At 48.2% G+C, this 22712-nt stretch carries 15 protein-coding genes; 5 read left to right on the plus strand and 10 right to left on the minus strand.

The genetic code is table 11. The features are described from left to right. Positions 1 to 12 precede the first annotated feature (12 nt). From G441_RS19260 to G441_RS0107645, 4 genes are all read right to left on the minus strand, one after another. Positions 13 to 1602: a zinc metalloprotease gene (locus tag G441_RS19260; protein WP_156896310.1), complete on the minus strand. Its 1590-nt coding sequence runs from the start codon at positions 1600 to 1602 to the stop codon at positions 13 to 15. Positions 1603 to 1743: 141 nt separating this feature from the next. Next, the gene (locus G441_RS0107635; protein WP_026375796.1) at positions 1744 to 2280 is read right to left on the minus strand and encodes a GNAT family N-acetyltransferase; all 537 of its coding nucleotides are present in this window, start codon (positions 2278 to 2280) and stop codon (positions 1744 to 1746) included. A 50-nt stretch (positions 2281 to 2330) separates the two neighbouring features. Continuing rightward, positions 2331 to 2903: an outer membrane beta-barrel protein gene (locus tag G441_RS0107640; protein ID WP_026375797.1), complete on the minus strand. Its 573-nt coding sequence runs from the start codon at positions 2901 to 2903 to the stop codon at positions 2331 to 2333. Positions 2904 to 2914: 11 nt separating this feature from the next. Beyond that, complete coding sequence (locus G441_RS0107645; protein ID WP_169726061.1) at positions 2915 to 11047, minus strand: Ig-like domain-containing protein; 8133 nt, start codon at positions 11045 to 11047, stop codon at positions 2915 to 2917. A gap of 435 nt (positions 11048 to 11482) precedes the next feature. On the opposite strand from G441_RS0107645, the gene G441_RS0107650 reads away from it, so the two are divergent. Then, entirely contained in the window at positions 11483 to 12337 is an 855-nt protein-coding gene (locus G441_RS0107650) for a TIGR02285 family protein (RefSeq protein WP_169726062.1), read from the plus strand. Here the strand turns inward: G441_RS0107650 and G441_RS0107655 are convergent. Genes G441_RS0107655 through G441_RS0107670 form a run of 4 tightly spaced genes read right to left on the minus strand, consistent with a single transcriptional unit; the run spans position 12334 to position 15554 of the window. Beyond that, the gene (locus G441_RS0107655) at positions 12334 to 13539 is read right to left on the minus strand and encodes a sensor histidine kinase (RefSeq protein ID WP_026375800.1); all 1206 of its coding nucleotides are present in this window, start codon (positions 13537 to 13539) and stop codon (positions 12334 to 12336) included. The genes G441_RS0107650 and G441_RS0107655 overlap by 4 nt on opposite strands. Continuing rightward, entirely contained in the window at positions 13532 to 14251 is a 720-nt protein-coding gene (locus G441_RS0107660) for a response regulator transcription factor (RefSeq protein ID WP_026375801.1), read from the minus strand. The genes G441_RS0107655 and G441_RS0107660 overlap by 8 nt, the downstream gene beginning before the upstream one ends. Further along, a complete protein-coding gene (locus G441_RS0107665; protein WP_026375802.1) occupies positions 14251 to 14622 on the minus strand; it encodes a DUF3019 domain-containing protein in 372 nt (123 codons plus the stop codon). The genes G441_RS0107660 and G441_RS0107665 overlap by 1 nt, the downstream gene beginning before the upstream one ends. Before the next feature lie 2 nt (positions 14623 to 14624). Next, positions 14625 to 15554 (minus strand): MipA/OmpV family protein, encoded by a 930-nt coding sequence (locus G441_RS0107670; RefSeq protein ID WP_156896312.1) that lies wholly within the window; start codon positions 15552 to 15554, stop codon positions 14625 to 14627. Between the two features lie 162 nt (positions 15555 to 15716). Here G441_RS0107670 and G441_RS0107675 point away from each other — a divergent pair, with 162 nt between their 5' ends. Both G441_RS0107675 and G441_RS0107680 read left to right on the plus strand, forming a co-directional pair. Then, positions 15717 to 16316 (plus strand): hypothetical protein, encoded by a 600-nt coding sequence (locus tag G441_RS0107675; protein WP_034474732.1) that lies wholly within the window; start codon positions 15717 to 15719, stop codon positions 16314 to 16316. Next, complete coding sequence (locus tag G441_RS0107680; protein WP_026375805.1) at positions 16316 to 18892, plus strand: carboxypeptidase-like regulatory domain-containing protein; 2577 nt, start codon at positions 16316 to 16318, stop codon at positions 18890 to 18892. Before G441_RS0107675 ends, G441_RS0107680 begins: the two co-directional genes overlap by 1 nt. Positions 18893 to 19030: 138 nt before the next feature. On the opposite strand, the gene wrbA is transcribed toward G441_RS0107680, so the two are convergent. Beyond that, on the minus strand, positions 19031 to 19645 hold the full coding sequence (gene wrbA, locus G441_RS0107685; RefSeq protein WP_205622165.1) for an NAD(P)H:quinone oxidoreductase: 615 nt from the start codon (positions 19643 to 19645) through the stop codon (positions 19031 to 19033). Between the two features lie 11 nt (positions 19646 to 19656). Continuing rightward, positions 19657 to 20454 carry a citryl-CoA lyase gene (locus G441_RS0107690; RefSeq protein ID WP_026375807.1) on the minus strand — a complete coding sequence of 266 codons (798 nt, stop codon included), beginning with the start codon at positions 20452 to 20454 and terminating at the stop codon, positions 19657 to 19659. 184 nt (positions 20455 to 20638) lie between these two features. On the opposite strand from G441_RS0107690, the gene G441_RS0107695 reads away from it, so the two are divergent. Next, positions 20639 to 21760 carry a CaiB/BaiF CoA transferase family protein gene (locus tag G441_RS0107695; RefSeq protein ID WP_026375808.1) on the plus strand — a complete coding sequence of 374 codons (1122 nt, stop codon included), beginning with the start codon at positions 20639 to 20641 and terminating at the stop codon, positions 21758 to 21760. A 72-nt stretch (positions 21761 to 21832) separates the two neighbouring features. Continuing rightward, a complete protein-coding gene (locus tag G441_RS0107700) occupies positions 21833 to 22636 on the plus strand; it encodes an IclR family transcriptional regulator domain-containing protein (RefSeq protein ID WP_026375809.1) in 804 nt (267 codons plus the stop codon). Positions 22637 to 22712: the final 76 nt, after the last annotated feature.

Here is a 22712-nt window from a genome sequence, read left to right on the forward strand (position 1 = left end):
AGCAAATGACCTTTACTTTTGCTTAGTGTACATATCCCATGAAAGTTCAGGCTCGAATTCTTCAGACAAAAGTTGCTCGGTCGTGACGACCTCTGCGTCTGTAATTGACTTTTCAATGACTCCAACACCAACGGCCCCGCCGTCAAACACGATGTTTTGCCAGTTATTCTGTGTACCCAGTTGAGAAATCCATCGATCCCGATTTACATCGCCACGTACCGTACTGATGGGGTTGCCATCACAATCCCAGTCGACAACGTTTAGCGGCGAAGATTTTCGAGTGTATGTGTTGGCACAGTAGTAGAAGGTTTGATATCCACTCCACTGCGAATCCGAGGATATCCCGTCCGCCTCAACTAAGTTAGCCTCGTCTATCATTGGAAGATCAAAACGTTGGTAATCAAACACTTTCCCAGTCGGGCTATCAATTCCCACCACCTGGAAACTGTAGTTCATTACACTCACGTAGTTTGGCTTATAATTTGTGTGGTCATTGCCGCCGTGTTTAAGTCCGAGGTTATGCCCAATCTCATGAATAAACGTCCCTATTTTGTGTTCATCAGTTCCACCGTTTCCATTTTCCCAACGGCCTAACGACACGATAAAGTCTGAAGCAGGAATACCGAAAGATATGCCGCTCCAAGACCCATTATCAAAAGCATTTGCCCATACCATATAGTGATAAACGGGAGATTTAGCGGGATCAAAATGAACCGCTTTTATAGCGTTGAATTCACTCTCTACAGGGTAGAGGTTTTCGTCGAAAGGCACTTCATTACCGATTTCAAGATGGATAGTAATTCCAGTGCTGCCATCAGGATTGCTGACTGGCGCATTATCAAAAACATCTTCTATTTTACTAAGTACATACGCTGAAGGTCCCAAACCATTTGCTGCACTGGCTCTCGACATAAAGTCCATCTCAACATAAATATCTTTTCTTCTCGGATCAGCATCAATCAATAGTGTGCCGTTTGGATGCCCGAGTATTTCCCAGCCGTCCTCCAAAGCATCGCCGTCAGTGTCCTTATCAAGTGGGTTGGTCAGATAGCTCATTACTTCATCACCATCTGAAATTGCATCGGAATCAGTATCTGGATTTATTGGATTAGTTAGCGTAGTTAATACTTCAACACCGTCTTCAAGATTGTCCAAGTCCGTGTCTTTTTCTAACGGATTGGTGAGATAAGTTAACACCTCTTCACCATCTGGCAATTCATCTTCATCAGTATCTGCCAGGCGTGGATCGGTGAAATAACGCTGCACTTCCTCGCCATCAGTAAGCAAATCCCCGTCTGTATCCGGGTTGTCAGGATCAGTGTGATATATCAGCGTTTCTTCAAAGCTAAGTAAGGAATCTTCATCGACATCATCACCACACCCCCTCGCATATAACTTTTCAATGATCCGCTGCCAGGCGACACTTCCTGGAGGCACTTTCGAAACGGCATTAAGAAGGCCATGACAGGAAGAGGAATTATTTTCTGGTGAAATGGGAAGTGATTTATTTTTATCGGCGTATGCAGGAAAAAAGACAATGGCAAACGAGCATATAGAGAAAACAGGAAAAAACTTCGGGAAATATTTAAGGTTACTTTTCATGTAGGACGGTCCTTCAAGATTAAATCGTTCTGGGACCCACAGGTGTAAATAAGTGATAGAAAACATACAACCTGACTTCAGGGAACATAAGCGTAGTTCACGCAAATCAACTTTGCGTCAATTATTTTACCTATATTATTGTTATTCCTCGCAGTGAACCCGCTCAAAGATTTCAGATGCCTCGCCGTTATAGGTACAGCTTCTTCGATGTGTAAATCCCAATTTATTGGCAACATTAATGGACGCATGATTAGGACTGGAGATTATACAGACGATATTTTTAGAAGAGTGGTGTTGAATAAACCAATCCAACGCCAATTCACAGGCCTCCGTCGCATAACCTTTTCCCCAGGATTCTGGATGTAAGGCATAGCCAAGTTCTGCCTCGCCATGGATATCGGATAAACCGTTACGCTTGAAGTCACAAAACCCCACCGCACCAATGATTTTCGCGGATTCCTTCTCTTCTATAAGCCAGTACCCGTATCCCAGACTAACCCAGGCTCCCTGAAACAGCAGCAGCCGCCGCCATACTTCTTCTGAATTTTGCGTTTTACCGCCCGTGAACCTCGCGACTTCAGCGTTGCCCCAAATTTCGCAACATGTTTGCCAATCTTCCATGGAGTGTGTTCGCAGCAATAATCGCTCACCTTCAACAAAGGGGATTTGACTCGCCAAATGTAAATGCCCGTTGCCCATGAGTTTATTTGTCTTACTCGTTATGCGCATTAGAAGGCGATTCTGATACCCAAATTCATCTCATCAACATCGTTGGCATCGAGCCAGTAGCGCCTTACTTGCAGGTATGGCGTGATGCGGTCTGACACCTGATAAGACAGGCCTAAACTTAGTCCCAAATCGGTACCATCAATCTCACGCTCTATATTCAAATTACCCGAGGTTAGTGTGACATCGGACTGCCAGGTAAACAGGCTCGCTGCAGCGAACATACGCCACCTATCATTCGAGTACAGGTAATACTCCACTGCGATATCGACGCCACTAGCAAGAAGTGCGAGTTGCCCGGCATTTTGACGCAGTGTCGTTTCCGGATCCGGGGTTATCGCTGAAAACGACACCTGACTTTCACCTAAGTCGACCCAGCTTGCGGCCACATACCAGCGTGGTGAGAGTTGATAGCGAACACCGAAACTGGTGCTGACATCTGTATTATCAACCTGCGCATTTGTGATATTCACGCTGTGCTTAGCGGTTGATTTGCCAATTGAGGCAAATGCACTCCACTGCGCTGAAGCCTGACCTGTGACCAACAAAAATATTGCTAAAGTGAATATTTTCATAAACCTCTGGTTCATCTGCCTGCTCCCATGGTTATCACTATGCTGTACCGAGCACTGCGACGCCAAAATGCAATTAACAGCGCAAGTACGGTTAGCCATTGCATGGTGCCTGATGACTTATTGGTCACCGTAATTGTCTCAGCCGGCTCAGGTAGCACGGTCACATTCACGGTGGTGCTAGACTCTAACTGCCCGTCGCTGACGGTGTAGTTTATGGTATCGGAGCCACTGAAATTTTGCGGGGGTGTATACGTCAACGTATTGTCAGTATTTATTGTCACATTGCCACGATCGGCTGAGGCACTGACTATCGTTAACGTATCGCCATTCACATCCATATCATTGGCGAGAACATCAATCTCAATCGGTTGGTTATACTCCGTGGTCACCTCGTCAGCCATCGCCATAGGGGCCTGATTTCCTTCTACCACCACAGACACGGTCGCTATGCCGATTGCGCCTGAAGGGTCAGCAACCTGGTAGGTAATGGTATCCAATCCGTTAAAGCTCAGCACTGGCGTATAGTAAATGGTCTGATTATCGGTGATCATTACATCGCCATTTTCTGCCGATGCGTTGACTAAGGTAATCTCGTCGCCATCGACATCGATATCGTTGGCCAGAACGTCTATCTCAATAGACGTTTCATCATTCGTTTGCGCGCTATCGTCCACTGCGCCCGGCGCACGATTGCCACGAATGGTAACGGCCACTTCTGCACTGGCTGTGCCTCCGCGACCATCAGAAATGATGTAAACCAGCGTGTCCAGACCGGCAAATCCGTCGGGAGGCGTGTAAGAAATCACACCATCGCCCTCGATACTGACCTGCCCGACATCACTGACGACGGATGTTACGGTGAGTTCGTCGCCGTCCGCATCAAAATCGTTAGCCAGTACGTTCTTGGTCGCCGTCGTGTTAGTCGCCATGATCAGCGAGTCGAACGAGGCTTCAGGCAGGCTGTTGCCATTTAAAAATACGCCAACGCCGCCCGGATCAAATACTGCCCCGTTTGTTACACCATCATCGTCATTCGGGCCGCCATCCTCGATGAGCAGCTTGATACACCATGCACCTTCGACCAGACCCTCTGTCCAGACTGGCGAGCCTGATGCAGGGCAGAAGCCTTTTCTGCCCATTGCGGAATACACCGCATTGTTGTCATCGTAAGCAAAATTTACCCAACGTTCGGTCTGACGTTTGTATTTGCGATACACCGCATTGGGTGGAAGAGGCTGCTTTTGTGGAATAATGACGTCGAAGCTTGCGCCCTGCAGCGACTCACCGTAAAGAATAAAGTCATAGATACCGCCAACAATGGCATATTCGGTGTCCACAGGTAACCCCTCGACCATCATCTCAACCAGTTCGCCTGCAGAATTGTAGCTCTGGAAGCTGCCGCCAATACCAGCCACGGGAAGGACTTCTATTCCGTCACTCGGATTCAACGCAGCAATTGACCCGCGACGCATACAAACGCCCGGCTCGCTCTCCACCAGGAAGTTATCTTGATTTGAGGCCTGTTCAGGCACCACATTGCATTCGTTGATGGCATCCTGGAAATCAGGTATGCCATCGCCGTCTCTGTCAGTGTACCCTTCCTGATTATCCGGGATAAGATCGCCATCGGTGTCTCGTGTTGCACTCAGTGGTGCCAGAGTCTCAGTAACTTCTATAAACACGTCCGCTGTATTAGACAGGATAGGATCCCCATTATCGGAAGCAAATAGCGTCACTTGATACACGCCTGTCGCCAATGACGCTGGATTAAATACAAATGACTCTTCTGAACTACTTAAATTAGCCAAACCTATCGAGGTCCACTCAACTGTTATAACATCACCTGGGTTGGCATCTGTGACTACTCCCGTAATGGTTACATTGCTCTGGTCCTGCGCGACAGTGAGACGTTCCTCACCGTTCTGGGTTACGGTAAGGTCAATCTCGGGCGCAATGTTTGCCTCACGTATGGTAATGGTTGAGACGTTGTTTGCACCCAGGTTTTGCTCAGCATTCAGGGAAAAGACGATCGTCTCATCGAACTCGACAATATCATCATTCAGGATATCAAATGTTATGACCTGTTCTGTGCCTTCTTCGAAGGTGACAGACCCGCTTGTCGCAGTATGGTCATCGCTTTGTGCGGTGCCATCGACTGTATAACTAATGGTTAACGGGTAGCTAGGGGAATCGCCGTTTAATAATACACTGACTCTTACAGATGCACCTTCACGAACGATCTGATCCTTACTCAGAGATACCAATGGATTAACGTTGACGGTTTGACTGTCAGTTGTGGTAGTCCCATATGAGTCTTCCGCCTGCCAATGCACTGTGTGGCTGCCTGGCGCAAAATAAGTGCTCCCGCGAGTGATGGTGGCTGGCAATGGATTACCGTCGCCATCAGTTGCCGATGCCACGCCTAAATCCACAACTGTAAAAAGTCCTGTGGCATCTACGGTAATATCGTCCGGCACATCAAGAATTGGCGCACCAATACCTTGTACACCATTAACTGTCAGCCTGACTGTCGCCTGATCAGCTCTACCCGCAATGTCACGGATGGCATAGGTAAGATTGACAGTGCCGATAAAGCTAATACCCGGATTATAAAGTAACTGATTGTTCTCAATTGAAACGTTGCCGAACGATGAATCCGCCCCCTGAATTGTCAATACGTCATTATTAGTTGTGATATCCACATCAGTATCATTGGCCAATACATCAAGTAAATAAATACCAGTTTCGTTCTGCTCAACCGTTATTACATCTCTTTCAGCAATAGGCGAATCATTTACACTTGAAACCGTTATTGAAATGGTTGCAGGGGCTGACGTTGCTTCCCCATCGCTTGCGGTAAACGTAAAGCTGTCAGAACCATTAAAATCCGCATCCGGCGAGTATATCCAACCGGTTACGATGTCAACCAATTGGCCGTGTTGCACATCTGTTTGTATTGCAAGTGTGATGTTATCGCCATCAGAATCCGAAGCAACATTACCAATAATGACTACACCATCTTCGGAGACCGTCACAGACTGATCGTTGGCAACTGGCGCCGTATTGTCTGAGGTGACCTCAATAGTGAACCCATCGAGACTGGCGCTAGCCTGGCCGTCATTAACAGTGAGTATAATAGAGTCGGTTGTGCCAACATCATCAGCTCCCGGCGTGCCTGATAACGTCCCAAACTCAGTATCAATACTCAACCATCCAGGCAAACCGGATGCAGAAAAGGTCAAGGTGTCTCCATCTGCATCAGATGCATTAGGAGTAAATGAATACCCCTCTCCTTGTGATATGCCAGTTCGGGGAGAGCCCGAAATAACCGGTGGCGTGTTGCGAGAGACAACTTGTATCGAAAACGCTGGTAGTGATGCGCTATTTTGCCCATCAGATACAGTAACGACAATAGAATCATAGACACCGACATCTGTGTCGCGAGGCGTTCCTCTTAGCGTACCGGTACGGGAATTAAATGACGCCCAGCCCGGTTGGTTAGATATGCTGAAGGAAAGAACGTCTCCGTCTGCATCCGTTGCAGTCGGCGTAAAGCGGTATTGGTCGTTCTGGAAGACAGTCGTATCTGGAACGCCTGTTATTGTTGGTGCATCGTTAAATTCAACCACGGTAATGCTGAAAGGTGGCAGTTGGTCAGTCAGAGTACCATCGGTCACCCGAATGATAATGCCAGAACTAATCCCAACATCTGCCATGCCTGGCGTACCGGTCAATGCGCCGGTATTTTCATCGAAACTCGCCCACGAAGGTTGGTTGATAATCTCAAAGGTCAGCATATCCTCGTTGGCATCACTTGCAGTAGGCACAAACGAATACATCTGTCCTTCTGTTACCGTGATGGCAGGAACGCCGTTGATGGTAGGTGCGACATTGCCGCACACTTCGCACACTTCTATCGTAAAGGAAGGCAAGGCAGCGGTATCTGTGCCGTCTGTCACGCTGATAAGTATACCTTGGAAAATCCCAACATCTGCAGGCGCTGGCGTGCCGCTTAGCGTTCCTGTGCTGGCGTCAAAGGTTGCCCATCCAGGTTGGCTACTTATTGAAAATGTCAGTGTATCACCGTCTGCATCGCTTGCCGTTGGCGTAAAGGCGTAGGTTTGCCCGACTTCCGCTTCTGTCAAGGCGCTGCCGTTGATGGTTGGCGCATTATTAGGCGTCACCTCCAGATTAAATGGCGGTAAAGATACCTCATCTTCGCCATCAGATACCGATATAGTAACATTGCCATAAATGCCCACATCTGAAGAGCCTGGCGTGCCTGTCAATGCCCCGGTATTACCATCGAAAGATGTCCAGCGAGGCCGATTTGCAATCGTGAACGTCAGTGTATCGTTCTCTACATCGCTGGCGGTGGGAACAAAACTGTAAGCCTGGTTGACTTTGGCTGACGTCTCCGGCGTACCCGTTATTTCAGGTGCATCATTCACGTCATTGATGATGATCGTCACCGTTCCCTCATTTGAATCAGCTAACCCATCATTAGCTACATACGTGAAGAAGTCTGTGAAGCCCCCTTCATTTTCAGGCGGCGTGTAAGTGAACGTGAACCTGTCCTCACCGTTAGAGAGCAATTCGACTGTTCCTCGAGTTGCATTAAGGTTTAATCTAAACGTTAAGGCGTCACCATTCTCGTCGAAGGCGGTGATCGTATCGGTAAAAGTGGTATCTTCATCGATGGTGAGCGTGTTATCCCCAACGACCGGTGCGACGTTGGCATTAGGATCTATCACTTCAATACTGAATGGAGGCAGAGCATCAACGAGATCACCGTCTGAGACCGTGATCACGATCCCTTCAAAGGTACCGATATCATTTTCACTCGGCGTGCCACTTAAGGTACCAGTGGTAGCATTAAAAGAAGCCCAACCTGGTGCGCTATCAATAGTGAATGTGAACGTGTCGCTATCAACATCCGATACAGTTGGTGTGAAGCTGTAGGATGCCCCAGAGGCCGCCAGTGTGGCCGGTGTCCCCGAGATCACTGGCGCATCATTTACCGGCGCCACGGTTAACTCGATTGTCGCTTCATTAGACGTTAATAATCCGTCAGTAGCGGTAAACGTGAAGCTGTCAGGGCCGTTAAAATCTGAAGTGGGCGTATAAGTCGCCACGTTGCCGGCAATATTGACCTGACCGTTTGCTGGTTGAGTGGCCAGATTAAACGACAGCTCATCATCATTATAGTCACTCGCGATTAGCTCAATTTCGACCGTAGTATCTTCGTTGGTAGTTGCAGAACCATCCGAGGCAATAGGCGCACCATTTCCATCGGGGTCAATAACTTGAATGCTAAACACCAATGTCTCGGTAAGTTCTCCGTCGGATACATTAATGGTTATGTTGTCGTACAACCCGACATCATTAACTGATGGCGTACCAATCAATGTTTTACCATTATCCCTGGTTTCCAACCAAGCTGGCACGTTCTCTGTGGTTAACTCGAGCGTGTCATACTCGTTATCTACATCTCTATAATCAAATAAGAATTGATACTCTGAATCGGCTTGCGCCACCGTAGATGGTGTGCCCAGAATAATAGGGGCATCATTGACCGGGCTGACAATGAGTGTGACAGTCGCCTCGTTTGACTCGGCGCCATCCGCGTCTATCGCAACGTAAATAAAGCTATCTGGTATGTTTACTTCCGTATTGAAATTTGCTGGAGGGGTATAAATTACCAAATTACCGTTTGTAGTAAGTTCGCCTTCTTCTGGTATTGAACGTATTTCGTAGAACAACTCATCTTCGTCCACGTCAGTTCCTCTAAGGGAAAAGCTCACAGGCGTATCTTCATCAGTGGTAATGTCAAAACTCTCTGCCTCAGGTGGTGTGTTGGATTTTTCCGTTACCGTGACAGATATCGTTTGCGTGACAATATCGGTACCATCGCCAACCGATAACACAAAGGTATCCATCCCCAAAAAGTCGGTATTAGGTAAATAGGCCACTGTTGCCGTATTGCCTTCACCCGCTACTGATGAGGTTCCATTGCTGGCATCTGTCACACTATAGGACAACGTATCACCCTCAACATCTTCTAATGTCACGGTGACTGTGGCAGCTGTAGTGGCATTTTGTTCGACAGTGATAGAAAAATTGTCGCTGGTAAACGCAGGAGGGTCGTTTACGGGGATCACTGTCACAGAAATCGCTTGTGTGATAGTGGACACGCCATCATTGACAGAGAGTGTAAATTCATCACTGCCATTAAAGTTCTCAATCGGCAGATAGCTGACTATTGCCGTATTATCTTCTACGATAAGACTCGACGTACCAGAGGTTGCGCTGGAAACGGAATAAGATAAAAAGTCTTCATCTACATCAGTGACGCTTACATTGAGTATTCCCGCTTGTTCTGAGTCTTCCTGAACTGTGATAGCAAAATCTGTGCTTAAGAATTCAGGATCGTCATTAACTGGATGGATAGTCACCGTCACTTCGGCCACCGCAGTATCAATGCCATCAGAGACTATGTAGGAGAACGTATCTCTACCATTCGCATTAGTGTCCGGTGTATAGGTCGCCACGTTGCCAGAAACACTCACGGTCCCAACCCCAGGAGCCCTGCCAACACGGTAAGTCAGGGTATCGTTGTCATCCTCATCAGAGCCCAACAGCGTAATAGCAACAGGGGTATCTTCATCAGTCTCTGCACTCACATCAGAGGCTGTCGGCGGGGTGTTATTAGCAACAACGACAATTGAAAATGAAGCTAAACTGTCAGACAGATTTTCGTCATCCGTCACGGTAATCACAATACCGTCGTATGAGTCAACATCGTCAGCCGACGGTGTACCCGACAATGTACCTGTGGTCGTGCTAAACGCCGCCCATGATGGCAGCCCTGTTTCGCTGAACGTCAGGGAAGCACTGTCAACATCGGAAGCAGTCGGCGTAAAACTGTAAAGCTCTCCGACGTTGACACTGGTGGCGGGCGATCCGCTGATGACAGGGGCGTCGTTAACAGGATTAACCGTGACGGAAATCGTCTGCTCTATAGAATCAATGCCATCAGATACGGTTAACACAAACTCATCGGTCCCATTGAAATCTGCGTTCGGCAAGTAACTCAATGTCGCTATATCACCATTTCCGGTTAACCCTGAAGTACCAGAAGTTGCGCTAGAGACTGAATATTCCAATGCATCTCCATCGGCGTCAGAGACAGTGACCTGTAACGATGCCGCCGTAGACGGGTCTTCATCAACGGAAATGGCAAAGTTGCTACTGGTAAAAACGGGGGCATCATTGACCGAGTTAATGATAAAAAACACCTCTTGACTATCTGCTAAATCACCGTCAGATACCGTCACAACAAGCATGCCTTCACCAAATGTATTGGCTGCTGGTGTAAGCGTAATCTGAGCTGAGGTACCAGAAGCGCTCGTAGATACTTCAGCGCCGCCTGAAAATCCTGATATTGACCAGGCCAATGTATCTCCGTCAGCATCCGATGCGGTAAAATTGAATAAGTTAGGTCCGCTATCTTCATCAATGCTGATAGAAATTGGACCAGACGTAATTTCTGGCGCACTATTCACGCCATTGAAGGTCACCGTATGCGGCACCACATCAGACGGCAAGCCGCTTACCGGATCATTGGCCACCACAAGAAAGGTGGTCGTTTCGGATATGGCGATTGGTGCAGTGGCCCATTGCCCACCAGACACATTCACCGGACCTGTGGCAGGCGGTTCCTCGATATCAATCAAACCATTATTATTCGCATCAATAACAACAGAAATAATGGTGCCATCAAGCGGATGTGTGCCTGCCACCACGTAATTTTCATCCGAGGTTTCGGTTGCAGAGGTCACCGTTGGTGCTTCTGGTGGATCTGGGTCAGGGCCTGGTCCCGGACCGGGCCCACCTCCACCACCGCTACACTGTCCCTCGGCCACATCGACAAAGCCTACGCCATCCAGAATAGTACCACTGTAAATAGCGCCATTGGTTGCCGAACCTGTACTGGTAAACTCATAACATGTCGAGTCGGTCAGACTGTCATTTTCAAACACGCTCTGGCCAAACTCATCGGTGGCAGTCGCATTAAACAACTCCGCCAGTATATATGTTCCGGGACCCGGATCCGTCGCAGTGACCGAAGAGGAAATTGACAAATCTGACGCGCTACAAATAATCGTATGCGTAGATGAAGTGGTTTCCTCAGATACACCGCCACTGCATGTCTGCGCTAAACCTGTTTGTGACCAGACTGTGGTTGTCAAAACCAACAAACTGAACATTACCGACTTAACGTATTGGCATTTTTTTATTTTTATATGAGGTAAGGAGCGGCATTTATTTTTCATAGAGCGACCACAACAACGTAAGAAAGCTTAGGCAGGGTTTTTTGGTATAGTGCAATTTGTAGACATATTCAACTTAAATGATTGTCACATAGAGCTTTATTGGTGAGTACTTTCACTGTCGGCTCGATCAACATAAGGTGGGCGATTTCATATCCGAGCTCCAGGGTTGAAGACTCATTGCTTGTGGATTTGCAGGCAGTAGTCATCTACTATGCAATGGTTTATTTATTGAAAAGTATCCGAATGATGTTGCTTCGGTTAGCAGTGCTACTCACTTTCATTTGCGTTTCATGCCGCAGCATCAGTGCTGACGACAATATCTATTGGCAGACTTATCACCTTCCCCCCATTTTGATTAAAACCGGAGAATTGACCGGGCAAGGGTTTGTCGACGAAACCCTGCAACTGATTATCGAGCGCTTACCACAGTATCAGCATCACATGCCGCTGGCATCGCACGCACGTGCTCTTGAAGATCTACGCTTAGGTAAGCAGGTTTGTCATCCGAGTCTGTATTTAACTGAAGAGCGAAAGACATTTGCGTATTTTTCTCTACCGTCAATTATTTCACCGAGCCACAGGCTAATTCTCAAAGATGGTAAAACACTACCAGATGCCCTGAACATACCGGTTGATTTAACTCGGGTTATTCAATCTCCTGAGGTCATATTTGGGCTTATACGAGGGCGTTCCTATGGCGTTATTCTTGATAAACTCGTCAGCAAGCTGCCTAATGAGCAACGTTTTTTATTATCTGCAGAGGAAGCGGATGCAGCTATTAAGCTCGTCGCGCTGGGAAGGCTGGATGCGACGATTGGCTACCCTTACGAAGTGAATTATTTTACAACCCACAGCGAACGTGAAAGTGAGTTACGCCAGTATCAGATAGCTGGCGTTGCTCCTTACGCGGTTGGCTATATCGCTTGCCCCAAAAATCCGTGGGGGCAGCAAGTGATTACGCAAATAAATGAGGTTTTAGTTACACTTAGAACCAGCCCTGAATACATCAGCGCCATGACTAAATGGTGGGCCAACGAGCGTCAGTCTGCATGGTTTCAACAAGCAGTGAAAGAACAGTTTGCCTCCCCCTCTCGCTAACTGAGGTCCGTGATCGGCCAGCTAAGCGTAAATCTTGCTCCTCCCAATTGCTGACTGCGGCTCGCTGACAACCTGCCGTTATGCAATTGGATGGCGCGTTCAACGATATACAGGCCTAACCCAAAACCCATATCATCACTATCTTTCGCCTGCCGGTTAAAAGCTTTAGTGAGTGACTCAACTTTGTCATTCAATCCCTCGCCGTCATCTTCGACAATAATATAAAAATCATCATTCTGGCGTTCGCCACTGACCCTAATCTGAGTGTTTGCGTAGCGCATGGCATTGTTAAGCAAATTTTGTAATGCCATGCTGATTAATCGGTAGTCGAATGCCACTTCCGTATCTTCACAACAGAAATGTACCTTTACTGAAGTCAACGTCATCTGCGTTTTTGATTTCATTTCATCGAATAAAGGTGCAATGCACTGATGCTCGAACTCTGCCTTTTGTTGCCTATTCTGCGTTCTGGCAAACGTCAGATAATCGGCCACTAACTGATTAATCTCATCAATGTCCGCCTGAAGACGAGTGGCTGACGTCTCATCTAACTTTGCATGCAGCTTTTGTAAAACAAACTCCATGCGCGCCAGCGGCGTTCTGATTTCGTGCGCCACGGTATTGGCCAAATCCTGTTGCTGTTTCAGTAGCTCAGCTATGCGCGCTGACATATGCTGCATGGATTCTGCCAATGGATATAACACTGAGCGATTGGAAACCTTCAAACGAATAGGCGCTGGAGTCTCAGCAAAGGATGTGGCTGCACGACGCATACTGACAATGTCTCTGGCCACAGGATAGAGCACAATCAATACCACTGCACCGAGCAATGAATAAAAAACAATGGTCAGACTATTTTGTTCTGGTGCACTTTGCGCATTGTCAGGTAAGGGGCCAAGCTCATATAACCTATCGCCGATATGTTGGTAGTAGCGCAGCTGCTCAGCAGTGTCCTTGAGTGCAACCACCTGCCCTTGTTCAAGTTGTTGTTGTAAGGCAGGCGGAAATTGGATGACATTGCTGTCGATGCGCCTTATCAGGTCAGCGTCCTGTTTTACTGCCTGTGTAAATAACGTTGATGTCGACACCAGATATGCGGAAGGTGGAGCAAAAAATCTATCATATAGCGCATTGAACCCAATCAGCATACCGATCAACATGGCCAGCAACAGGGTGGCGAGAAGAAAAAACTGTCTATTCATCGTCGCCTAATGCATTGTCTGAATCCAGCAGCAGAACATATCCCTTGCCTCGTATCGTTTTGATTGCCAGATCATCGCATCCACAGCTAATCAGCTTTCTTCGCAACCGACTCACCTGGAGGTCAGCCGCTCGGTCGCTACCATCGTAAGGGCGGCCCACAATTTGCAGAAAAAGAAATTCGCGACTTACCGGACCATCACAATAGCGTACGAAGAAGTGTAAAAGATCGAATTCTTGATTAGTAAGATTCACTGGTTCGCTATGCCGAGTTACGGTTTTACTGCGCTCGTTTAGCTGGTAAGGGCCAAAAGCCAGCGATGTAACAGATGCCTTAACAGCATGCTTATTCAGATTATTTTTGATCCGGGCAAGTAAAATAGCAGGTTTGACCGGTTTGGTAATAAAATCGGCAGCGCCAAGCTCTAATCCCTGCAAGTGAGTGTCGTCATCGCCAAGTGCGGTAAGAAAAATGAGCGGACAAGACTGATGTAACCTAAGTCTCTGAGCAAGTTGAAAACCATGCAAGTCCGGCAGCATGACATCGCAAATAATCAGGTCATATTGATGTCGTTGGCCTGTTCTGATTGCTTCAGCACCATTGTGAACGGTAGTAACCTGTGCGCCCTGCTCTTGCAGAAACTCATCAATCAGGCTCGCCAGCGCAACGTCATCCTCTATCAGCAATATTCTGGTGTGAGGTAGAGCGGTCATTAGAAACTCCAGGAAAACTGTCGACGACGTCGCGTTTGAGCAGGCTCGTAGTAGGCCAGTTCAAGTCTGGCGCGATCCAGCAAATCTCGATTACTTTGTTCTCTCACTTCCACAGACAGTGACGTTTTTGTGCTGATATCAATTTGCTCTCGGTGTTCTATCGCGGACGCAGAGCACCATTGCTGCTGTTGCTCTGGTATCACAAAGCAGACTGGTGTTGCGCTGTCTGCTTTAAATTGCATTAACAGCTTAACGTCGCATTTACCTGAAGCATCAACCACACACGTTTTCGGCGCAATGGATAAACCACCAGACGGGTTGGCACTTGCGCTAACGCTAAATATGGCTGCAATCAGAAAAAGTCGGTGCATGGTCAAAAATGATAGTTCAGACCAACAAAGCCTGCCCAGTATTGCTGCTTTTCAAGAATCGGGCTCATCGTCAGTGCACTTGGCTTTCGGGTATAGTGCAAAGAAGTCACTGCCGACATGGATTCCGACAGTCGATAAACGACCGCAACTTTAAGGTAGTTATCCCACAACCACTTGTCTGTGACCTGAGTATCCTTACGCAAGCCATTTTCCTCAGCACGGATACCGAAATAGTAGTTATTGACTGCATCGTTTTTCGCCACAGTGCCGAGTTCCCAGTTAAACTTCCAATCCCCGAAGCGATAACTTTTTTGCAGCGAGAACGTAAACTCTTCACCACCGTGGCCCTGAAAAACATCACGTCCCCATTGCGCAGTGAGTTCAAACCAGTCATTCAAATACATAGCTTTGAGGCCAAGCATATAGGAAAAATCCCGTTCGATATCAGGGAAATCAATCTGTCCTGTGTCTGGTCGTCCGCCAACGTTGGGAATTAATTTACTGATTTCAAGATAGGACACTGGATGATTGTCGGTATTAAATAAAATGCCGTCCTGATTGACATAGCCAGCAATATCTATCAGCAGTGAAGGTTGCTCTATGAGGGCATAACCAATATCGGTAGTTTCGATGTAAAAGCGCTCGGCGTAGTAATACCATTGGGGAAGTACTACGGATACAAGGTTATCACGCTGATTTAATGGGTTATCTATGCCCGCCAGGCCTAACCCGATATCGAATCCCCACTCATGGGTACTGGCATGATCACCATGCGTTGTTTCGCGATCGCTTGGCGAAGCTGCGCTCGGTGCACTTAAAATTAATATTGCCAGAAGTAAAAAAGCCTGTCGCATGGCGTTAAATGCCCACCCATTTAAATCACTCGATCTGTCACCGTACTCCCGTTCTGGTGACTTGGCTACATTGTGCAAAGGATTGCTACAAAAGGCTACAGCCGACTACAAAACGCTACACTAAAAACCGTGCCTGACTTCACCGCCTTATGCTTAATTGTTTGCTCGTTGACCGCCTTAACGGTCCATTAATAAAAAATAAATATTTGCAACATTCCAGCAACAAATAGGAGAGTGAAGGTGAAATTACGCTCACTTCTCGGCAAAACCACCTTGGCGGTGGCAATGTCGGCCAGCCTGGTGATGGCACCCGCCGCACTAGCGCAGAAACACATCAAACAAAATCTTTCACAATTAGTTAATAAAGCAGACAGCATCCTGACAGGCTCTGTCGTGTCTGTCACCGATGGCTTCGATAACCGTCAGCGTCCTTATACCGAGGTCACTGTCAAAGTGGAGTCAGATGTCAAAGGTAAAGTAGACCACGATGGCCTTTACACCTTTCGTCAGTTCGGCCTGACCGAACCTCGTTCGATGGGTAACGGCAAAGTGTATCTTGGCGTCTCCCCTCAAGGTTTCGCAAGCTGGACAGAAGGCGAGCACATCATCGCGTTTATGAATCCTGAAATGGGTGGATTAACCTCAACAGTCGGCCTTGAACAGGGCAAGTTCGTTATCCAAAACGGCAAAGTGATTAACGAGTTAGGTAATCAGGGCTTGTTCGACGACATGGATACCAGTGCATTAACAGCCGAGCAGCAAAACCTGCTTACTACCCCTGGTGCGGTCGACGCTATCGCATTCCTACAATTAGTTGATTCGCTTGCGGAGGTGAAATAATGAGATTTTCTAAAGTAGCAGCCGCATTACTGGCGACCGTGACGACTGGCGCATTAGCAGGTGGTCCGTTATACATCCATGAACCGACCATGCAGCCATACAAATGGGACACCTCGAATGGCCCCATTCCGGTATACACTGACGGTGGTCCGCTTATCGAAGATAAAGATGGCAATCCAGTACAAACCTACACAGTACTGGAAGCAGGGACTTCATTTAACCATGACATGACCCTGCCAGATGGTACGTTTATTCCAGCTTATACGCCGCTTGAGCGTGATATGACATTCCTGACCATTGAACAGGCTAATGCCATCACCGCGCGCGCTGTGAAGGAATGGAGTGATGTTGAAACCTCAACTCTGGAAATGACCGTTCAAGGCACTATTGCGGAAATGACCGGCATCAGCGATGTAGACGCTACTAATGTTGACCAAATTTATGGTGCCGAAAACGGTCGTGGCTTCTGGGTAAACTACGACTCGGATGGTTCGATTCTTGAACAGTACTTCGGCGTGCCTCGCAATCAGGTTTTAGGTATTGCGTTCCCAGAGTGGGCCGATGAAGAAACCGGTGAAATCACCGAAGCAACGGCGTTAATGAACGGCTGGTTCGTTGACAGCAAAGACACTGACGGTGCCAATGCCTCTGGCGTATTCACACATGAATTCGGCCATGCGATCAATATGTCTCACTCACAGGCGAATGGTCATCTCGTATACATGGCCAAGCCCTGGTCCCCACAGTATGACGGTGTGCCTGGCTGTGCCATTACCAACACCTATACGAGTGGCACGCTGGAGTTGGCGAAAAACGTTGAAACCATGTTCCCGTTCATCGATGTGCGCGGTGTTACCGGATACGAGCAGTCAACGGTTAATGTACGTGATGACATCGTCAATATTTCAGACCTCTACCCTACCGCTGAATATAAAGCACAATATGGTTCTATTTCCGGCACGCTGCGAACTAAAGACGGTGCAGTTTACTCGGGTATGAATATCGTCGCGCGTAATCTCGATGCACCTCACAGCGACGTTATTACTCAGCAATCAGGTAATATGACACAAGGTTTGGTTGGCCCTGACGGCTCGTTCACCATTAATGGCTTAACGCCCGGTGGTCGCTACGTACTGTATATTGAAACCATCAAAGCTGGCGGCTACCCCACAGCTCCTACACCGCTGGTTTCAGAGGCAGAATACTGGAATGAGGGCGAAAGCAGCAATCCAGCATTGGACAATGCCTGCGCTTACTCTGAGATCATCGTCGCCGCGGGAGAAACCAAAGAAGTCAACATGCAGTTCAATGGCTATCAGGACGGTATTAAGTACACACCACTGGTACAGGCGTACATCACTGATCACTCTAAAAACGGTCAGTTCGCCATGGGTAACACCCCCAGCGGCACTGCATTCCTTTACAAAGCACCCACGCAGGAATTCTCAGCAATACAGCTGGAGAATGGAGCAATCGTGAAGGCAGGCTCTGCCAATATGAACAAAAACGCCACCAAAGCCGGTGTCATTGTTGACTTTGATGGTGACGATATTGCGACGCCAGCGATCTGGGACCTGCGCAGCAACAAACTGACGCCTGCTGAGGACCTGAGCAATGGTACCTGCCAGTTAAGCGGCCAGTCTGGTAAAAGCTCTGCATCAATCTGGGATGCAAGTGACGATGGCAATGTCTTCGTAGGTACAGCACGCGTCGCGAAGTCAGGTGCAGAGGAATGTGCGCCTGGTGAGAGTGCATTTGCCTATGGACAGCCCGTGGTATGGGATGGCAAGGGTAATCTGACTAAACTACCGATGGAATTGGACAGACCGTATCAGCCAGCCTGGATCCGAGCTGATCGCGTATCCGGTAATGGTGAAACTATTACCGGTATGATCAACGGCTTTGGTCAGGTTGCCTGGGTAAACGGTGAACTTCGCGACATCAATACTGAATTTGGCGCGACTGAAGGCTCCGTCATCTCTCAGGATGGCCGTTATGTGGTGACCACCTCCGCGGTTAGACAGGGGCGTTACACCGTTGGCAAAGGCGCGGTTAAATGGGATACCGAGACAGATGAGCTTGAATATCTCGGTTCACTGCGCTGGTGTGACGATGTGCCATACAACAACTTCTTCTTCGGCAACATGTGTGATCGCGGATACGACCACGAGACGCTGGTCGGACTCGTTGGTCTGCCAAATGTACTGGTGCTGGATGCCAACGATGATCTTAGCGTCATTACGGCACGCTTCGGCAGCGCTCTTGCTGGCGGTTTCTATGGTGCAATCTACATGGAAGGTATGGGTTGGATGACCACCAGTGAATTCTTTGCTCGCCAGGGCGTGGTGGAAGCTCGCAACCTGCTGGCTGATAACATCTTTGGTGTCAGTGCAGATGCGTCAGCAATGATGGGTAACCTTGCCGGTGCGGTCATTTCTATCGATATCGATATTGATAAAGCGTTTGTGTGTGATAAGGGCCAGGACAGAGAACTGAGCTTCCCGAAACAAGTGCTTAAAGCGGTAGAGAAAGGCGCAGAGTTCGGACGCTGTGCCCACCTGAACGACAGATTCTAAACCTGGCGTTCATAAACTAAAACGCTCCCCAGTTTGTGTGCAGCTGGGGAGCGTTTTTTATTGTGCGTTACATATCCCAAAATTAAACAGCGGCCACACTCACACGACTGAGATGTGGCCGCTAACGGGAAGAAACTTTTACTGCGTGCGGCCTCTGGCTAGCTGACCGGCAACTTCAGCGACATGACGTCCCTGACTTTTTGCAATTTCCAGCTCATCTTCAGATGGCATACGGCTGCCGTCACCATTGGCGATAGTTGATGCGCCATAAGGCGTACCGCCAGATACTTCGTCGATCTTCACCAGACGTTTTTCTGTGTACGGCAATCCAACAATCGTCATACCGAAATGCATCAGGTTAACGATGGTAGACATTAACGTAGTTTCCTGACCGCCGTGCTGACTCGCCGTTGAGGTGAATACACTGCCAACTTTACCCACCAGTGCATCCTGGAACCACAGCCCACCGGTCTGGTCGAGGAAGTTGGCCATTTGCGCAGCCATACGCCCATAGCGTGTTGGTGTACCTATGATGATAGCGTCGTAGTCTGGCAGTTCTTCAACAGTCGCAATAGGCGCACTCTGGTCAAGTTTCGCGCCAGCCTGCTTAGCCACATCTTCGGGCATTAGCTCAGGTACACGTTTAATAACTACTTCACTGCCGGGTACTGAGCGCACACCCTCGGCAATCGCTTCTGCCATGGCTTCAATATGGCCGTAGGTGCTGTAATAAAGGATAAGTGTCTTGGTCATAATTCGGTTCCTCAAACGTTAGTTTTTGGCTCTGGGCCTGTGTATTCGATATGTTCTGCAGCTTTTCCTGACAAAATAAAGCCGATCGGCGTTTCTGACTCTTCCTGCAGATGTCCCACCAAACTTGCAGTACGCGCGAGCAGTGAAATACCTTTCAATGCTTCAAGCGGGAAACCCACATCCAGAATGGAGGCTGGAATAGCCCCGTTTACATTGATAGGTAATGCGCGTCCCATCACATCAGGTAGTAAGCGGTGTATCGCTTTTAGCGCACCGATATAGTCACCTTCAGTTTGTTTCTCTTGTGCCAGGGCCAGAATACGATTTGCACGCGGATCGCCGCTCGAGTGTAACGGGTGGCCAAATCCGGGGACCCGTTTGCCAGCGGCTTTTAATTCTTCGAGACAAGCGCGGGCAGCGTCATCCATCGACATACCTTCGTTCTTTTTGCTGACCACGTCATGCAGGAAACGCCCTGCTACTTCAGCACTGCCAAGCACCACAGAGCCACAGCCGTTCAACCCGGCTGCTACCGCCCCTTGAAACGACTCAGGTGCAGCGGCGAGGGTCATTCTTGCTGCTACTACGCTCGGCACCAGCCCATGCTCAGCGATCGCTGTTAGTACTACGTTAGCAAAGAAGCGTTGGTTTTCATTTGGCATCTGACCGCATACAAGTAACCAGAAGTACGATGTGAAATCGACGTTACCCATCACTTCGTCGACCAAGTCGTACCCGCGAACCGTAATATTTTCAGCTGTGGACGTGCAGATAGCAGTGTAAGGCTTATCTTGTTTACCTATTCTCATGCGACTCCCCTGTTTAAGGTGATGACAATTAAATGGAAACTACTGTTCACTTTCATATGGATGCGCGATTTAGTATGAAAGTAACACGCAATTTCGAAAATCGAACTTGTTTTCGATATACGAAAGTTATATCATCACGCTCTATCTTGCAAGAAAACTTTATCTTTTCTGAGTGGAGGTGCGTATGGCTGGCATGTTGTCTGACGTTAAAGTTCTTGAAATGGGAACCTTTATTACTGGACCTGCTTGCGGGATGTTTCTGGCAGATTTAGGTGCTGATGTTCTTAAAATAGAAAGGCCGGAAACCGGCGACCCGTTTCGTGCATACAAGGGCGAGTTATATAGTCCTCACTTCCAGACCTACAACAGAAACAAGCGCAGTATTGAATTCGATACGCGCAACGAGCAGGACCTTGCCGAGTTTGACAAACTCGTTGCTGAAGCAGACGTGTTCATTGAAAACTTCAGACCTGGCGTGGCCAACAAGCTGAACGTAGACGTCGAACGCTTGCATAAAATCAATCCTAAACTGATCTATTGTTCAATATCTGGCTTCGGTTCAGATGGCCCTGACGCGTTAAAGCCAGCATTTGACACCGTTGCGCAAGCAGCAACCGGCTTCTTGAGGTTGTTACTTAATCCTAAAGATCCGCGGGTAGTCGGCCCTGCCATTGCTGATGCAATAACCGGATTTTACGCCTCTCAGGGTGTACTTGCTGCACTGTTAAATCGCGCTAAAACCGGTGAAGGCAAGCTGGTGGAAGTGTCGATGCTCGAAGCGATGACACACTTTAACCTAGATGATTTCACCCATTATTTTTCTGCTGACCAAATTATGGGGCCGGAAAGTCGTCCTAATGTATCTCAGTCATATGTATTCGAGTGTCAGGACGGCAAATGGATCGCTTTGCATATGTCATCTCCTGCCAAATTCTGGGAGGGGCTGGCAAACGCCGTCGGTGAGCCTGACATGCTTGAGCGTCCCGAATTTTCATCGCGCTACGCACGCATCGAGAACTACGATAAGGTGCTTGCCCACCTCAAACCGATATTCAAAAGTCAGCCGCTATCCTATTGGTGCCAGCGCTTAGTTGAAATTGAAGTACCTCATTCTCCTGTCTACAACTCAGCAGAGGCACTGGAGACGGAGCAGGCTAAGCACCTCAAGCTAAAAGTGGAGGCGCCGCATCCTGTCAAAGGCACATTCACTACGGTCAGACCGCCGCTGCGATTTGATGGAGAGATGTCTACCGATGTCACCGCTCCTCCGTTGCTGGGCCAGAATAATGGCGAGGGATTTCGCTAGTTCGCATATCGAAATTCTTGCGTTTAGCTTTGGTTTTGCTAATGTGCGCGAAACAGAGGATTATAAAAAAGCATGACCAAAGTAGTAAAAGATCCCGAATATCTCCACACACTTGAGCGCGGCCTCACCGTGCTCAAGTGTTTCGATCAGTCCCGACCTGAGATGTTATTGAGCGAAGTTGCCGCTGCCAGCGGACTGTCCGCAGCCGTAGCAAGGCGCTGTCTCAATACCCTGGTCAAATTAGGGTACGTAAATAAAATTGGCAGGAAGTTCCTGCTTACTCCAGAGGTACTTACTTTCGGTTCAGCCTTTTTAGCGTCAGCCAGTATAGATACCGTTGTCAGTGAGCATTTACAGAGGCTGCGCGACGAAACCGGGGACAGTGCTTCCCTGTCAGTCATGTCAGGTAATGACATATTGTATCTGGCACATATTCCAACCAAACGTCACATCAGGCTTAACGCTGGTGTAGGCACACGTTTTGCCGCACACGCCACGTCGATGGGTAAGGTACTGCTCGCCAATTTACCGGATGAACAGCTCGAACAGTACTTATCTACAGCGACATTGCATCGTTTTACTGACCAGACCATTACTAATTCAGACACCCTGCGAGAAAAGCTCAGGCTAGTAAGAGAGCAGGGCTATGCGTCTTCATTGAATGAACTCGACTATGGCGTAGTGTCAACCGCCGTTCCCGTTTTTGACGACATGGGTGAAATTCTGGCCGCGATTAACTGCTCTACCGGTGCTTCACGCATATCTCAGGAAGAAATGGTGCGCACCCGACTACCTTTGCTACAGGATGTGTCAAAAGATATTCAGTTCTCATTGAGTAAATGGCCAATATTGCGACATTCCCTTTTAGGACATTGATAAATATCCTTATTTACTTATTTAAAAAGCGCCATCAGGCGCTTTTTTTGTATAAACCATAAGCACTTTATCACCG

The organism is Aestuariibacter salexigens DSM 15300, from assembly GCF_000429145.1.
Taxonomy (GTDB): domain Bacteria; phylum Pseudomonadota; class Gammaproteobacteria; order Enterobacterales; family Alteromonadaceae; genus Aestuariibacter; species Aestuariibacter salexigens.

Bases quoted from the DNA above. Each gene is read 5' to 3' on its own strand.
- G441_RS0107700 (WP_026375809.1), top strand. From the start codon at position 21,833: ATGACCAAAGTAGTAAAAGATCCCGAATATCTCCACACACTTGAGCGC.
- G441_RS0107690 (WP_026375807.1), bottom strand. From the start codon at position 20,454: ATGAGAATAGGTAAACAAGATAAGCCTTACACTGCTATCTGCACGTCC.
- G441_RS0107660 (WP_026375801.1), bottom strand. From the start codon at position 14,251: ATGACCGCTCTACCTCACACCAGAATATTGCTGATAGAGGATGACGTT.
- G441_RS19260 (WP_156896310.1), bottom strand. From the start codon at position 1,602: ATGAAAAGTAACCTTAAATATTTCCCGAAGTTTTTTCCTGTTTTCTCT.
- G441_RS0107650 (WP_169726062.1), top strand. From the start codon at position 11,483: ATGATGTTGCTTCGGTTAGCAGTGCTACTCACTTTCATTTGCGTTTCA.
- G441_RS0107695 (WP_026375808.1), top strand. From the start codon at position 20,639: ATGGCTGGCATGTTGTCTGACGTTAAAGTTCTTGAAATGGGAACCTTT.
- G441_RS0107640 (WP_026375797.1), bottom strand. From the start codon at position 2,903: ATGAAAATATTCACTTTAGCAATATTTTTGTTGGTCACAGGTCAGGCT.
- wrbA (WP_205622165.1), bottom strand. From the start codon at position 19,645: ATGACCAAGACACTTATCCTTTATTACAGCACCTACGGCCATATTGAA.
- G441_RS0107665 (WP_026375802.1), bottom strand. From the start codon at position 14,622: ATGCACCGACTTTTTCTGATTGCAGCCATATTTAGCGTTAGCGCAAGT.
- G441_RS0107680 (WP_026375805.1), top strand. From the start codon at position 16,316: ATGAGATTTTCTAAAGTAGCAGCCGCATTACTGGCGACCGTGACGACT.
- G441_RS0107655 (WP_026375800.1), bottom strand. From the start codon at position 13,539: ATGAATAGACAGTTTTTTCTTCTCGCCACCCTGTTGCTGGCCATGTTG.